At 58.4% G+C, this 14679-nt stretch carries 16 protein-coding genes and 1 pseudogene; 11 read left to right on the top strand and 6 right to left on the bottom strand.

The window, feature by feature from the left end; translation table 11 throughout:
* Positions 1 to 90: 90 nt before the first annotated feature.
* Both AM590_RS21190 and AM590_RS13505 read left to right on the top strand, forming a co-directional pair.
* A pseudogene (locus AM590_RS21190) lies at positions 91 to 471 on the top strand (hypothetical protein); the annotation flags it as partial.
* 111 nt (positions 472 to 582) lie between these two features.
* Positions 583 to 1083, top strand: coding sequence for a molybdopterin-dependent oxidoreductase (locus AM590_RS13505; protein ID WP_058827926.1), 501 nt, complete (start codon positions 583 to 585; stop codon positions 1081 to 1083).
* Between the two features lie 147 nt (positions 1084 to 1230).
* Here AM590_RS13505 and AM590_RS13500 read toward each other — a convergent pair whose 3' ends face one another.
* The 3 genes from AM590_RS13500 to AM590_RS13490 all read right to left on the bottom strand — a co-directional run bounded on the left by AM590_RS13500 (position 1231) and on the right by AM590_RS13490 (position 3939).
* Positions 1231 to 1533: a hypothetical protein gene (locus AM590_RS13500; RefSeq protein WP_058827925.1), complete on the bottom strand. Its 303-nt coding sequence runs from the start codon at positions 1531 to 1533 to the stop codon at positions 1231 to 1233.
* A 793-nt stretch (positions 1534 to 2326) separates the two neighbouring features.
* On the bottom strand, positions 2327 to 2989 hold the full coding sequence (locus AM590_RS13495) for a helix-turn-helix domain-containing protein (RefSeq protein ID WP_058827924.1): 663 nt from the start codon (positions 2987 to 2989) through the stop codon (positions 2327 to 2329).
* A 221-nt stretch (positions 2990 to 3210) separates the two neighbouring features.
* The gene (locus tag AM590_RS13490) at positions 3211 to 3939 is read right to left on the bottom strand and encodes an NAD(P)/FAD-dependent oxidoreductase (RefSeq protein WP_058827923.1); all 729 of its coding nucleotides are present in this window, start codon (positions 3937 to 3939) and stop codon (positions 3211 to 3213) included.
* Between the two features lie 230 nt (positions 3940 to 4169).
* On the opposite strand from AM590_RS13490, the gene AM590_RS13485 reads away from it, so the two are divergent.
* The gene (locus AM590_RS13485) at positions 4170 to 4541 is read left to right on the top strand and encodes a helix-turn-helix domain-containing protein (RefSeq protein WP_058827922.1); all 372 of its coding nucleotides are present in this window, start codon (positions 4170 to 4172) and stop codon (positions 4539 to 4541) included.
* A 23-nt stretch (positions 4542 to 4564) separates the two neighbouring features.
* On the opposite strand, the gene AM590_RS20045 is transcribed toward AM590_RS13485, so the two are convergent.
* Positions 4565 to 4951 carry a cupin domain-containing protein gene (locus AM590_RS20045; protein WP_082677734.1) on the bottom strand — a complete coding sequence of 129 codons (387 nt, stop codon included), beginning with the start codon at positions 4949 to 4951 and terminating at the stop codon, positions 4565 to 4567.
* A gap of 195 nt (positions 4952 to 5146) precedes the next feature.
* Between AM590_RS20045 and AM590_RS13480 the strand changes: the two genes are divergently transcribed.
* Positions 5147 to 6361, top strand: a complete 1215-nt coding sequence (locus tag AM590_RS13480) for a hypothetical protein (protein WP_058827921.1) — start codon at positions 5147 to 5149, stop codon at positions 6359 to 6361.
* 68 nt (positions 6362 to 6429) lie between these two features.
* Here AM590_RS13480 and AM590_RS13475 read toward each other — a convergent pair whose 3' ends face one another.
* Together AM590_RS13475 and AM590_RS13470 are read right to left on the bottom strand one after the other, a co-directional pair.
* Positions 6430 to 6666: a DUF2249 domain-containing protein gene (locus tag AM590_RS13475; protein ID WP_058827920.1), complete on the bottom strand. Its 237-nt coding sequence runs from the start codon at positions 6664 to 6666 to the stop codon at positions 6430 to 6432.
* A 102-nt stretch (positions 6667 to 6768) separates the two neighbouring features.
* The gene (locus AM590_RS13470; protein ID WP_058827919.1) at positions 6769 to 7050 is read right to left on the bottom strand and encodes a hypothetical protein; all 282 of its coding nucleotides are present in this window, start codon (positions 7048 to 7050) and stop codon (positions 6769 to 6771) included.
* A 298-nt stretch (positions 7051 to 7348) separates the two neighbouring features.
* On the opposite strand from AM590_RS13470, the gene AM590_RS21395 reads away from it, so the two are divergent.
* From AM590_RS21395 to AM590_RS13435, 7 genes are read left to right on the top strand one after another with little or no spacing between them, the layout of a single operon-like run.
* Positions 7349 to 7861: a plastocyanin/azurin family copper-binding protein gene (locus AM590_RS21395; RefSeq protein ID WP_058827918.1), complete on the top strand. Its 513-nt coding sequence runs from the start codon at positions 7349 to 7351 to the stop codon at positions 7859 to 7861.
* Positions 7862 to 9862 carry a TAT-dependent nitrous-oxide reductase gene (gene nosZ / locus AM590_RS13460; protein ID WP_004967728.1) on the top strand — a complete coding sequence of 667 codons (2001 nt, stop codon included), beginning with the start codon at positions 7862 to 7864 and terminating at the stop codon, positions 9860 to 9862. It abuts the gene before it with no gap.
* A gap of 3 nt (positions 9863 to 9865) precedes the next feature.
* Positions 9866 to 10624, top strand: coding sequence for a hypothetical protein (locus AM590_RS13455; protein WP_058827917.1), 759 nt, complete (start codon positions 9866 to 9868; stop codon positions 10622 to 10624).
* A 7-nt stretch (positions 10625 to 10631) separates the two neighbouring features.
* Positions 10632 to 12011, top strand: coding sequence for a nitrous oxide reductase family maturation protein NosD (nosD, locus tag AM590_RS13450; RefSeq protein WP_058827916.1), 1380 nt, complete (start codon positions 10632 to 10634; stop codon positions 12009 to 12011).
* Positions 11998 to 12990 (top strand): ABC transporter ATP-binding protein, encoded by a 993-nt coding sequence (locus AM590_RS13445; RefSeq protein ID WP_058827915.1) that lies wholly within the window; start codon positions 11998 to 12000, stop codon positions 12988 to 12990. The genes nosD and AM590_RS13445 overlap by 14 nt, the downstream gene beginning before the upstream one ends.
* Complete coding sequence (locus AM590_RS13440) at positions 12983 to 13885, top strand: ABC transporter permease (RefSeq protein ID WP_058827914.1); 903 nt, start codon at positions 12983 to 12985, stop codon at positions 13883 to 13885. Before AM590_RS13445 ends, AM590_RS13440 begins: the two co-directional genes overlap by 8 nt.
* Positions 13885 to 14535 carry a nitrous oxide reductase accessory protein NosL gene (locus AM590_RS13435; RefSeq protein WP_394329096.1) on the top strand — a complete coding sequence of 217 codons (651 nt, stop codon included), beginning with the start codon at positions 13885 to 13887 and terminating at the stop codon, positions 14533 to 14535. Before AM590_RS13440 ends, AM590_RS13435 begins: the two co-directional genes overlap by 1 nt.
* Positions 14536 to 14679: the final 144 nt, after the last annotated feature.

Genomic DNA, 14679 nt, shown 5'->3' with positions numbered 1-14679 from the left:
TCAGAAGATCCACAAGCAACGACCGATCCTTCGAGAACAGCTCGCTACCACCATCCAACCGACTGCTGAGGCTTAGCTAAAGACCAATGCTTGGCGCGTTTGAACCTCGATACTCGCCACAAAAGCGCCGGCTACCGATATGCGGAAGAGTCGGACGACCAGTCCGTGCTCCGGGCCGAATTCACGCCCACGACCCCGTTCTGTCCGCAGACGCACACACTCACGATTGGTTCGTTCCGTGCGTGGAACGGCCTCTCAGACCGCCACGGCTACGATCTCGTTCGGGTTCGGGCTGCACGGATGCACCACCAGAGCGATGCGATCAACGAGCAACTCGAAGAACTAGAAGAGAATTTTCTCTCGACTGGGTCTGTCACGCACGTTCCCGACGGAGACGTCGGTTCTACCCCGATGGAACGTGCGAAGCAGAACGAACAGCCGAGCCGTGGCGGTCCAAACGCCCCCTTCTGAGAAGGGTCTCGTAGCCGGTCGGTCGAACGGTGACACGTCGGTTGCTCGCGGGGTCCGGGTCCTTACAGATTCGGGCCAATCGTTTTTGGCTCTGGTCCCTTCGTTCAACCTATGACCGACCTGAGACGCCACAGAATTCCAGACAATGTCGAAACGAGCGGGTGGACGCTCGCCGTAACCGGAACTGTAGACACGCCACTCGAACTCTCTCAACGTGACTTCGGTTCGTTTCCCACCGAAACGTTCGAAGGCGACTTGGTCTGTGACGAGGGATGGGTCGCCGAAGGCCTCACGTGGCGCGGTGTCCGCGTCGAGCGACTCTTCGACCACGCTGGTCTCCCAGAGACCAGCCAGTACGGACTGGTCCGCTCGATGGATGGGGACTACGCCTGTTCGTTTCCCCTGAATCGGCTTGCAGAGTCGGTGCTCGCGTTCGAACTCGGTGGTGAGCCACTTGACACCGAACACGGTGGTCCGGCACGGTTGGTTCCGACCGCTGACGACCGTGACTGCTGGGAGAGTGTCAAATGGGTCTCCGAGATCGAAGTGTTGGAACACGTGCCGACAGAGGCCGACACGGCCAAAGAAATCGCGTTGTCGCGCATCGGATGAGTCCTTTCGAGCGCAACCGAAGCGATATACCTGTAGTAGCGTTTTCAATTGGTTGCACACTCGACTGCACACGGTGGGACGGACGGATGTCTATCGACTTGCAAACGCTACAACAATCACAAACCGTCGAAGAGCGGCGTCGTTCATTCAGTCAACGACGTACGACTGGTGAGCACCGCGAGTCTGCACGTCCACGAAGTGATGTCGCGTCGCGTCACCGACGGCACCAGCGAACGAGCCCTGTTCATCGTCACCATACACCTCGTCGGCACCGCGGAGACCGTGTGCTGCGAGTCGGTCCAAGACGTCCGACGGGACTCCGCTGTCACCCCTGACGTCGACGATCACGAGGCGGTCGGTGAAACTCTTCGCGAGGAACGCGTCGTCGATGTCGTCGTGAATTCGTAGTTCGGTTGTTAACTGGCGGAGGTCGGTTGTTCGGTCGCCCATCGAGCAGTAGTCCGTACCGTTGGTAATAATATTTGTGTGCGAACGTCTTCGGGACGGCGAATTCATGTCTCGACTCGCAGGCAGAGATTCCACACGAACTCTTACATCTCTCGGTTCAATGGCCAACGAGATTTTTGACCATCTACGTCTCGTGGTGGAGATATTCGGGCGAAAACATACGACACTGTACTCAAAACGTTGAGACGATAGAGCTCGAGGCGTCATCAACCGGGTTTCAACGGCGTGTCGTTCGTACGGCTGGAACGCCGCCCGAGACTCTCACTCCCGGTGCTGAGACATTTCGAATCAGTGGGCTGATCGAACGGCAGACACGGGTAAAATTCGGTGTTGCTACGTCGCTGCCAGAGTTAGATAATGAGTCCAGGAACCGTCCAACCGAGAGTCACAACGTTACCATGGAACCACGAGAGTAGCTATGTCTGATCCGTACGCCGGCCGGGAACCCGTCGCGACACATCGACACGAGCGACCATGGGTTGCCGATCTCGAAACCCCAGACCATGCTCACAATCGGCAACTGACGGTCGCAGAAGCAGTGGACGCGGTCGAGCAGACGAGTCCCGGTCAGTTTGTAGACCTCGTGACACACGAACGGCACGGCCACCCGTCGTCGTACCTCGATGAGTCAGTGCGTTCAGTAGAGAGACACGTCGATATCATCGACGAGGGGAAGTGTTCCTGTGGCGGATACGTGACTCGTATCACGGTTAGCTCACCAGATTGAACGACATGCCGTGGGTCTCAGTACGCTCGCTTTCCTTGGAGACGTATTTCAGTCAGAGAGCACTGAAATTTCGGTTCTCTGTCCACGGTTACTACGACGGTACTCTTTCAGAACTTGCCCTTCGGCTCTGTGCAGAATCTCGCTACAGGTCGACTTCGCGATGTTCAGGTCATCGGCGAGGTTCACGAGTGTCGTCCGCCGTGGCGTGTCGTAGTACCCGCGTTCGATAGCCTCGTTGAGTAACCACTGTTGTCGGTCGGTCAAAACAGAATCCGATTCGACTTCTTGTAGAATGCGTTCGACGGTGTACTGAATCCCGAATTTGTCGAGCGTCTCTCCGAGGTCAGATAGCGTCTTTTGCGGGATTGTTGCTTCGAGTGACATTTGCCCATCTCGAACCTCGAAAGGCATCTCTAAGGGAACTCCCGAGTTCTGTAACGAAGTCAGCAACAACGGTGCGTCTGTTTCGACCTGGATACAGCACATCTCTGGGGTAGTTTCGAAGACCGTCAGATCGGTCACAGAGTCGTACTTTCGAAACTCATCACAGACGGTGTTGGGATCTTCATCAAGTATCTCGATTCGAGCGACCCCAGTCGTCGCGTTCGCAGTAGCCGCGAGCACGCGGAACCGCGTGTTTGGATAGGCTCGAGATATTTCGCTGATCCAGACTGACTCCGGTACCGTAATCGTGAGTTGTACGTAGGGCATGATTTGAACCACCGTTCAGGCGTTTGGTCGCGTTTTCGACCGAGTCGTACCGAACGACTTCACGTACTGTTTTAGGCACACCTAAAAATAGGTTTGTAGGAACATATTCGGGTTGAGTTTAAGCCACTTAACAGATGACACGATTTTACACGGTGCTCAACTCGGGAAACATCCCGAATACTACGTACTGCGAGAACAGTTCCAGCCTCCCTCTCGGCGTATTATATGTCCGAATGCGAGTCCGGCTCCTCGGGATGTCGCTCCGAGAAGTGGTTACGCATTACTTCCAACGAGCGTCGTTCCCGTTCGTGGCGGTCCTCCGGAAACACTTCCTCGACACCCGGTGGGATTTCTCGACCACGTTCTGTAAAGTACCCGGCGGGAACGCTCCAATCGAACGCATACGGTGCGTCGGAATCCTTGAGAAGTCCGACAGCAACTTCTGCTCCGTGGCCGGCAGCGATAGCGGCTTGCAATGGTTTTCCAGCCATTCGTCCGGCTACATAGATACCGTCGACACTGGTCCGACCCGAGGAGGTCGCCTCGACAAACTGTTTTCCTTCTTCGGTGACCGTTTCGACCGGAAGTTCTCGCAGATAGTTGAATCGCCCGGGCGTCGCGACGAGAACTCGCTCACCTCGGTACGCCCATTCGTCAGAGTCGGCCGTTTTGACGACGAAACCGGTCTTTGGATGTCTGTCCACGTCGACAACTTCGTTATCGACCCACTCACAGCCCGCCCGTTCGGCCTGCTCTCGCATGAGATCGAGCAGCAGACGAGGATTGACACCGACCGGGAATCCGGGGAAGTTCTCCAAGTGCGCGTTCCGTCTCAGGATGGACTCGCCGGCGTCGAACACGGCTGTTTTCAGACCTGCGCGAGCTGTGAAGCTACCTGCGGTCCGACCGGCGATACCGCCACCAATTACGAGAACGTCGTAGTCGCTCACAACAGACCCGTACGCCCACCGATACAAAACAACTACCACGAATCAGTTCGGGGTGTGCCGTCCTCGTCGACTATTTTGAGCTTCCCGTGTGAGCGTGAAGTGACGCTCGTATTCGACTCCGATACGTCGACCAGATTTCCAAACCACCCATATATACGCGTCCATCGTGTACCCCCAGATGTGAGTGTAGCAGATGCGTGAAAGCCGGTATATCTTGTGAATATTCACCTATGTCATCGAATCCGCTTTCCGAGGCCTTGGGGCCGGACTTCCAGACGGTGTTTGACGTATTAGCCAACGAACAGTGTCGAACTATGCTCAAGAATCTCGACCGACCGAAGACCGCGAGCGAACTCGCCTCGACGTGTGATCTCCCTCGTTCGACAGTGTACCGCAAACTCGAACAGATGGTCGACGCCGGTCTCTTGGTCAAACACGAAGACGGAAGCTCGGAGACGAGATACACAATCGACTTCGACGAAGTCGTCGTCAGACGCGGGCGGAACGCTCTCGAACTGAATGTCGTCCCGAAGCGGCGTTCAGCGTCAGAGCAGCTCTCGGAGCTGTGGTCGGGCGTCACGGCACAGACCAAAAGCGACTAATCAGAGAGTTCGTCGGCGACGAGTCACTTACTTGAGAGCGATGGTTCGAAGTCACCTTCCGCCAATCCACGGCGAACCGGGTCGTGTTCGGCATCGGTCGGTGGCGGCGTCGTCACCAACAACACCTCCAATCTCGAATCTTCGTTCGCTCGTACCCCACGTTTCGTCCCCGCCGGAATGGACACGATGTCACCGGGCGTGACGCGGTGGTCAGTCTCTCCTTCGCGGACGAGTCCGCTTCCAGACCGAACACTAACGACGAGGTCGCTCGACGGTGCATGAACGGGGATGAACTGCCCGGGTTTGAAAAAGCCACAAATGACTTTCGTGCGGCCGGTCAGGAACACCTCGCTGGCGAAAAATCGGTCTTCGTCGTACGTCCGTTCGGCGTCAAAGTCGACTCGTGGCATTCGATTGGCTTATCGCGTGTCCGACCGTTCACAATTCCCCCGAATACATTCGGGTGGAACTGTTTTACCCTCGACTATCTACAACGAGGTAATGAGCGATGTGCCCACGCAGTCGACAACAAAACCAAAGGCTAATATTCGAGACCACAAGCAGCGTGTTTTCGACTCAAAACGGAAGGTTTCGACTGGTCTCCGATGACAGGAGCGAGCCGAAGTCGGTGGTCGCGGCGATTCATCATCGCGAGTGCCGTGTTTTTCGTCTGCTGGCGACTCGGTGCAACGATCGGCATCACCCATCGTGTTGAGGTCATCCTCGCTCTCTTCGGGTTCGTCTCCCACGTTGTCTTCGGTATGGCCTATCTGTTAGTTCCCTCGTATTTCGGGACGACACTCTCTACCGACACCATCCCACCAGTCCATTTCGTGGCAGCCACGTTGGGGACTGTGCTGCTTGCATTCTCTGCAGATTCGGTCGGTCCGACGTTTGTAGAAACTCTTGGGGCACTCGTTTGGGGGAGTGGTGTCGCAGCGTTCGTCGCTGCGCTGTCGTGGTCGGTCCGAAACGAAGTCCGACGCGGGGAAACGGGAACGAGTTCTCACAGGGAGAGCTACGAGTGGGTAGACAAGTATGCAAACCGGTATCTCATCATCCCGTTCGCCTATCTCGCGGTTGGGTCGTACGAACTACTCGCACGTACGACAATCCTACCAGGGCTCACGGACGGCTATTTTCCGCGAATCACACACTTGATAGCCGCGGGGTTCGCAGTCCTCCTCGTTTTCACGCTCGGGGTTCGTCTCAGTCCTCGGTTCCTCGGTGTTCCGGTATCGAAAAAACTCGCCGCAGTCGTCCTCCCCGCCGGTGCAGTTGGACCAGTATTCGTTGCCGCCGGTCTGGGTGGTGGTCCACTTTTCGTCGCGGGGGCGGTGAGTGAAGCGATAGCGTTCGTCGGCTTTGCAGCGTTGTATCTCAGTGTGTTCTTCCGGTCAGACCGCCGGCGGGTCGGAACAGAAAGTGTTCTCGCAGGTGTGATTGCTGGTGTTGTGGGGGTTGCTATCGGTCTCACGATGGCCCTTTGGAGCGTACTTGAGATACCTGCGCTTCCACCGGGGACGCTGGCTGCACACCGTCAACTCAATCTCCTCGGTTTCCTCGGTCTCGTCATTGTCGGATTTACCTTCCTGTTTTACCCTCCGTCTGCGGGTCGGTTTCGTGGGGCGAGCGAACGGACTGCCCATCTCATAATCGCTGCACTCCTCGCTGGGCTCGTCCTCTCGGTCCTCGGCCGAATCGCTGGAATGTCTCTTGTAAGTGCTCTCGGAGATGGGGTCGCACTCCTGGGGTCGCTCGGATATGGGTATTTACTAGTACGCCTCTTGATCGAGATTGGTGCACGTCGCACGCCGTGACCGGAATATCGGTGTGATATCTGTGTCTTTGCAAGCGGTTGCGGTGGCGCACACATCTTCAGTCGTTACTATTTCAGAGAGATTGTGATGTGCCACTCGTCGTCTTCGACCTGAGTCGTCTGAAACTCACACCCACGCCGTTTGAGGACATCGTAGAGTGGGACCGGTTCGAAGCTATTGACAAGAAGAAGTGAGTCAGCCGCGCCCAACTCACCGATTGCAGACATGATATGGCCGAACGGTTCACCGTCTATATCTCTGACATCGAGTCTTTGCGTCTCACCGGTGGTTTCAAAGGAACCCATACTGACACATATATCATCAATATCCCTTACTGTTATGCCGATGATGTTCGGACGCCCTGACGGTGTTCAGTATCTGATCGACTATCGCACCAGTACTCGTCTTCAATCGTCGTCTATGTACAACGAGTGAGCAATAACAGCAAATCCGGTGACGGTGAGTGCACTTTCAAGTGCCTGTGCATGGTCAAAGGAAAGGGGCGTCAATTGGTGGACGACACCCGCGAGGAGTGACCCAAACGTGACGAACGCGAACCCGACACAGAGCGACCGAAGCGCCGGCGTTCCTCGTTGCTTGAATGCCTGAAACGTCACGAAAGTCACCAGTCCGCCGAGGAGTAACGTTGCCGTCTTCATCCCGACAACGGCGAGTACAAGTCCATTCATGGTTGTATTACTCCTCCACCGGACACCGGTGACCCACCGCTAGTGAAACGTACATGATGGGTGTACCAGTTAGTAGTCGCAATGACCGGTACGGTTCGGGTATCGTAATACGAGTCTCGTGTCATGTTCTTACTTGTCGTTAACGTCGCGCCACCAGCTCGTAGCGGCGGCGCATTCCTGGATGGTGGTGAGACCGTAAGCCGACTAAGCTCCGCGCCGAACATATTCGTTCTAATCTCCGCTGTCTGGAACCGGCTGTACCGTATAACAGCGATAGTGAGAGAGGTACAGGTGTACGATGTCTCGAAAGAGTACCAGACGTGACGTGTTACAGCGCCTCGGTGCGACAGGTATCGCGGTGACGAGTGTCGGACTTGCTGGCTGTTCTTCCTCAGCGAATTCAAACAGTGGTGGATCTAACGGCGAGGAATCCACTAAGACCGAAACAACCGAAGCGTCAGACGGAGGAAATGGAGGTCCGGTCGAAACTGACACCGTTGGTATGACTGAGGAACTCGGATTCGACCCCAAGTCAATTCAAGTCCCGGTCGGGACCACGGTCACCTTCGAGAACACGAGTTCTATCGGCCACTCGGTGACTGCTTACGAAGACAAGATTCCCGACGGTGCGACCTACTTCGCGACCGGCGGGTTCGACTCCGAGCAAGCCGCGAAGGATGGGTACCCAGAGAAGGGGAACCTCGAAGCGGGTGAGTCCTACGAACACACCTTCGAGACAAAAGGCACCTACGAGTACTACTGCATCCCACACGAGCTGAACGGGATGGTCGGCACGATCGAGGTCGTCTAAATGACCAACACCGCATCCGAACCGACCGAGACCGACGAGTCGGTCACTGAATACGAAGCACAGCTCAACAAGGTGTTGGCCGACACCGATGAAACGGCAGCGGGAGAAGACGAAGTCTCGCTCCAACTACCGTCGCTCGGCCTGAGTCGCCGCGACTTCATGAAAGCGGGGGCAGCAGTCGGCACTATCGGCTCACTTGCCGGATGTGCCGGCGTCATGAATAACGGTGAGGGTAACAGCGGAGGAAGCCAAAACCACTCAGGTTCAGGAGACGTCCCCGAACACTTCGTCCCACCGGGAGAACACGACGAGTACTACGGCTTCTGGTCTGGCGGCCACTCCGGCGACATCCGCGTCTACGGTCTGCCGTCGATGCGCGAACTCACACGGGTTCCCGTCTTCAACCGAGAACCCGCAAAAGGCTACGGCTTCGACGATGGGAGCAGCCAGATGCTCGAAGACGCGGGTGGCTACACCTGGGGTGACTCCCACCACCCGAGTCTCTCGGAGACCGACGGCAAGTACGACGGCCGATACATATACGTCAACGACAAGGCCAACGGCCGGGTTGCACGGGTGAACCTGAAGTACTTCGAGACGGACGCTATCACCGACGTCCCGAACGTCCAGTCGGTCCACGGCTGTTGTATTCAGAGCCCCGACACCGACTACATCTTCGCGAACAGTGAGTTCAGGACACCCCTCCCGAACGACGGGCGTGATATCGACAACCCCGACAAGTACGTCTCACTGTTCACCGCACTCGACCCCGAGTCGATGGAAGTTCTCTGGCAGGTCGAAGTCGACGGCAACCTCGACATCCTCGACACAGACAAAGACGGCAAGTGGGCACTCGCGAGCGCCTACAACGACGAAGAGGGGGTCGAAATCGAGGAGATGACCAAGAACGACCGCGATTTCGTCAAGGCATTCAACGTTCCGGCCATCCAGGAAGCGGTCGATGCCGGAAACTATCGCGAGGTTAACGGCGTTCCCATCGTCGACGGGACGAAAGGTAGTTCGCTGAATCAGGGCGACGAACCAGCTGTCCGGTATATCCCGACGCCGAAGTCGCCCCACTGTGTCGAGGTCACGCCAGACGGCAAGTACGGGATGGTCGCCGGGAAGCTCTCGCCGACGGTGTCCATCATCGATATCGAGAAACTTTCGACCGAACCGGACTCGTCGAAGGTCATCGTCGGCCAGCCGAAAGTTGGCCTCGGACCGCTGCACACGACCTACGACGACCGTGGACACGCCTACACGTCGCTGTTCATCGACTCGCAGGTCGTCAAGTGGGACATCGAGACGGCGGTCAACTCACCGAAGCAGTCCGAAGAGGCTATCCTCGGGAAGATAGACGTCCACTATAACCCCGGCCACATCCAGGCGGTCCAGGCGATGTCGACCGAACCGACGGGCGACTGGTTAGTCGTCTTAAACAAGCTCTCGAAAGACCGGTTCCTCCCGGTCGGCCCAATTTACCCGGACAACGACCAGCTCATCTACATCGGCAACGACAAGGACGACGAGCAGGGCGGCATGGAACTCGTCTCGGACCACCCGGTGTATCCCGAGCCACACGACGCGATTTTCGCGACGAAAGACAAGATAGAGCCCGCGAAGACGTGGGACAAATCCGACTACAAGGGCGAAAAAGAGTACGTTACGGAGAGCAACTCACGGGTCGACCGCGTCGACGACGAGACCGTCGAAGTGTACACGTCGGTCAAGCGGAGTGAGTACGGACTTCGTGACTTCCGTGTCAAAGAGGGCGACGAGGTGACGATAACCGCGACGAACGTCGAAGGGAGTCAGGACATCGTCCACGGCCTCGTGGTGCCCGAGTACGACATCAACATCGCGCTCGCGCCGCAGGACACCCGTGAGGTCACGTTCACGGCCGACAAACCGGGCGTGTACTGGGTGTACTGTACGTACTTCTGCAGTGCGCTCCACTTGGAGATGCGCTCGCGGATGCTCGTCGAACCGAGAGACTAGCTCATGAGCTACCGACCACCGAGTCTCGACGAGTTCGCCCAACTGCGCCGGGGGTTGCCGGTGTTAGCCGCGGTGTTATTCGTCACTGCGCTTTTGTTCCCGATGTGGTCGATCAACGTCCACGCCGCGCAGTACCCGAACGAAGTACTCCGTCTCCACCTCTATGCGTACCCGCGCATCAGTGGCGACTACGTCGAGATGGCTCGCCTCAACAAGTATATCGGTTTCTACTACCCGGACCCGGTCTACTGGCAACCGAACTTCGAGGTGGAACCGGCAGCCGTCGACGTTCCCGAGTGGTCGCTAGGACCACTTGCGTTCGTCGCCGTCGCCGCCGGCGGTGCGTTCGTCGCAATCGCACCGACTATCAAGAAGCTAAAGCGTGGACTGCTGTACCAACTCGTCGGGACGATTACCGTGTTCACGGTCATGGTCGTCGACATCCAGTACCGCCTCTACCAGACCGGTCACGCTCTCGACCCGGAAGCACCCGTCGTCGGCGTCGACCCGTTCACACCGCCGCTGGTCGGCAAGTACGAGGTTGCAAACATTACGAGTTTCTCCAGTCTAGGGATGGGTGCGTACATGTCCATCATCGCCATCGGCCTGCTCGTCGTCGCGTTCTACTACCGCGACACCGACGCGACGGCCACCACCGCCATCGACTCGATTCGGCGTCGAATCAAGTCGGTTCGGAATACCTCGATAGGCGGTCAGTCCGGCACAGACGATGGAACGAACGTGAAATCGAAGCAAGGGTGAGTACTCTATGAACGTCCCGGCTAGTCGATTGTTCGCGGTCGTCGCCGGTCTCGTCATCGTCGCTGCCGGCGTCGGCGTCGCGACGGCACCCACCCACGCACAGACCGACAGTCCAGTCGACTTCGAACAACCGGTCCCGGACGAGTACTCGTTCGAGGGACCATCAGAGTCCGGCAGCGCGACGGTCGGTGGAGAGACGTATACGTCGCTTCAGACTGCCGTCGACGCCGCCGAACCTGGGGAGCAAATCCGGCTCGACGGTGAGTTCGACGAGCGCGTCGTCGTCAACACGTCGAACGTCACGCTGGTCGGGACGCCTGGGCGCACCGCTCGAATCGACGGGAACGGGACCGGTGACGTACTGACCCTCAACGGCGACGACATCACGCTGAGACGCGTGTGGGTGTACAACGGCGGCTACGATACGTCCGGAAACGACGCAGGCATCTGGGTCAACGGGACGAACACCACGATACGAGACAGTCGAGTGACCAAGACGACGTTCGGTATCTGGCTCGACGGCGTCTCGGGGGCCCGAATCGAGAATACAACCATCGTCGGACGCGACTCGGTCGAACCGCGGTCGTACCGCGGGAACGGCATCCAGGTCTTCAAGAGCGACGGCGTGACCATCGTCGACAACCGTATCACGGACACTCGAGACGGCATCTACTACTCGTGGGCGTCCGAGGTGACCGCGCGGAACAACACGCTGTGGGACCTCCGGTACGGCGTCCACTACATGTACTCCGACGACTGCACGCTCGTCGATAACGTCGCGTTCGATAACGACGCGGGCTACGCGATTATGCTCTCGGAGTACATCCGCGTCGTCGACAACGTTGCAGTGAACAACAGCGGGACAAGCGCGCACGGCATCTTCCTCAAGCGCATCGACCACTCGGTGGTCGAGGGGAACGAAGTCGTCGGGAACGGAAACGGTCTGTACGTGTTCAACTCGGTGAACAACACGCTCACTGGGAATCTCGTGCTGGAAAACCGGGTCGGCGTCTACTTCACCGCCGGCAGTTCGAGTCCGACCGTCTCGGAGAACAGTTTCATCAACAACGACGAACAGGTCCGCGCGCTCGTCGGCGAACTCGAAGAGTGGAACGGGACCACGCGGGGCAACTACTGGTCCGACACCCGCGACTCGGACGTCGACGGTGACGGCGTCAACGACATCCGACACAGGCCTGCGGGCCTCGTCGAGCGGTTAACGTACGAACATCCGCAGGCGACCGTCTTCGCGTCGAGTCCAGCGTTCGACGCCTTGCGGCTGGCCGAGAGTTCGCTCCCCGTCATCGAGGTTCCGGGCGTCGTCGACCACCACCCACTGACCACCCCACCCCACGAAGAATGGAGACGATACTATGAACGCGATTGAGGTCACCGGCGTGACAAAGAAGTACAGCGAGATTACAGCGCTCGATAGGCTCTCCCTCGCTATCGAGTCGGGGTCGACGTTCGGCCTCCTCGGGACGAACGGGGCGGGCAAGTCGACGTTATTCAAACTCCTCGTCGGACACATCCGACCGGACGACGGGACGGTGTCGGTTGCAGGAACCGACGTGGCTACCGCCGGTCCAGAGCTTCGCAGTATCGTCGGCTATCTACCAGAGCACGCCGGGTTCCCGCCGTCGCTCACCGGCCGAGAGGTGCTCGAATTCCACGCGCGAATGCACAGTCTCCCCGATGCAGCAAGTCGAATCGACGCTGTCCTCTCGGTCGTCGGCCTCTCCGATGCGGCGGACCGATGCGTCGGCGGGTACTCAAACGGGATGACTCGCCGACTCGGGTTAGCCGCCGCGTTGTTGTCGCGGCCGCGTATCCTGTTGTTGGACGAACCGACCGCCGGACTCGACCCGCGAGGTGTTGCGGACTTTCACCGGGTCATCGAACGTCTCGACGCACAGTCGGATCTCACGGTGGTTATCTCCTCGCACGTCCTCACTGAAATCGAGTCACTCTGTGAACGGATTGCCATCCTCCACGGTGGGCAACTCTGCACCGTCGGCGACATCGACGGGTTGCGACGAGAAGTGACCGACGACGTCCGCGTTCGCCTCCGTCTCGGTGACGCTGCGTCGGCCGACAGTATCCAGACTATCGTCTCGGCCTTCGACGCATCGGTTCACTCGACTGACCACGATGGCGACGTGGTCTTCGTCGACTGCGACCCCGAGGACGTGCCGCAGTTACTGACGGAACTCACAGAGGCCGTCACTATCGATGGGTACGATGTTCGAGAACCGGGGCTCGAACGCGTCTTCGAGCAGGTGCTCTCGGAGGCCGAACAGGACAGTCAACCGAGACAGAGCGCCGAGAGTTCCGAGCAGCTACGGACGGTGAGCCACGATGAGTGAAGACCAGACAGCACACTCCTCGACTGAACCCGGCGGCGGCACTGTGACAGCCGCCGACCGTTCGTTCGAGACGTCGAGTCAAACCGTGGTGGCGTTCGCTGGACAGACGCTGACGATTGCGCAGTTAGAGTACCGACTCTCACTCCGGAGTCGGTGGACGCTCGCACTCACTGCGTTGTTCGGTCTCCTCTCGCTACTCGTTGTCGGGTTCGGCGGGTCGTCGGCCGGACCGTTCCGAGTCGATGCCGTCGTCGTCAGTCTCGCGTCGCTGGCAACGTATCTCGTCCCGCTCGCGGCGCTAGTCTACGGATACGACACCATCGTAGGCGCAGAAGAGACTGGATGGCTCGACATGGTGTTCGCGCTCCCGGTTTCTCGTAGACGGGTCGTCGTCGGGGCGTTCCTCGGCCGTGCGACATCCCTCGCGGGAGCGACGGCCATCGGATTCGGCCTTGGTGGCCTCGTGCTGTTCGTCCGCGTGGACACCGTCCCGTGGGGTTTGTACGCGGACGTTCTGTTCGGTGCCGTCACGCTGGGACTCGCGTTCCTCGCTCTCGGCGTCCTTGTCTCTACTGTAGCCGCAGAGAAGACCCATGCGCTCGGAATCGCACTTCTCGTGTGGGCCTGGTTGGTCTTCGGCCACGACCTTGCCGCACTCGGTCTCGTCGCCGCGTTCGACCTGCCGAACGTCATGCTCACGGGTCTGGTGCTCGCGAACCCCATCGACATCTTCCGCGTGTTCGTCCTCTCCGGTCTCGAGATAACCGGGAGCGGGATGGCCGCAGTCGTCACCGGGACAGCTCTCTCCACGACAGTTCTCCTCGGCGGTGCGATGGCGTGGGTCGTCCTTCCAGTGAGCGTCGCTGCACAATTGATTCATCGACGGAGCCTTTAATGAACAAAGTTGGAAACTATCCAGAAACCCCGGTAGCCGAACGAACAGACGACTGTACGACAGTGACCAACAACGACAGTACCAGGCGGAGGCTCCTCAAGGCAGTCGGTGGGAGTATAGTCGCCGGGGTCGCTGGGTGCCTCGGCGGGACTGACTCTGTCGGGCAACCGGCTCCGGATCCAATCGACCTCTCGGGTGGGAAGCGAGACGACCAAGGGGGAATGGTAATCGGAGAGCATTTCGGCCCGAACGGACAGGTGTTCTACCGTAACCACGCTCCCGAGAGTCATGACAACCCGGCGTGGTTCCACACGTTGAGTATGGGCCTCTTCCCGTATCACTTCGACCAGGAGCGAAGGGGATGGGAGGTCGTAGTCATCTACGTGACTGACTATTCATCTGTGGACTACGAACTCATCGACGAGAGAGGAGAGACGTACATCTCGTCGTACACTGCTGCAGATACGTTCGGTGATGCAAGTGAAATGACCTACGTCGCTGACAGTGACGTTCATGGGGGAATGGGAAAGGAGCTCCACCCGTTTTCATCTGCTGACGAAGCTTCATCGTTCGCCACCGAACACAACGGGGAAACAATGAGGCTCGGGGAAGTGACTCCGGAGTGGCTCTCGTCGTATCTTTCACGGTGACTTTCAACCTAGTATCGCCGGCTATCTGAACATATTCGGCGACAAGTCTTCCCACCTCGGAGGCGAAGAACCAGCTGGAAGTACCGCACGAATCGACGGCCTCGGTTCGGCTTCCCGTGCCAACGGTACTTCCCAGTTGCGTGA

The organism is Haloferax sp. Q22 (genome assembly GCF_001482285.1).
Taxonomy (GTDB): domain Archaea; phylum Halobacteriota; class Halobacteria; order Halobacteriales; family Haloferacaceae; genus Haloferax.
Note: the sequence above shows the minus strand (reverse complement) of the source record. Positions and strands in the feature narration are given on the sequence as shown.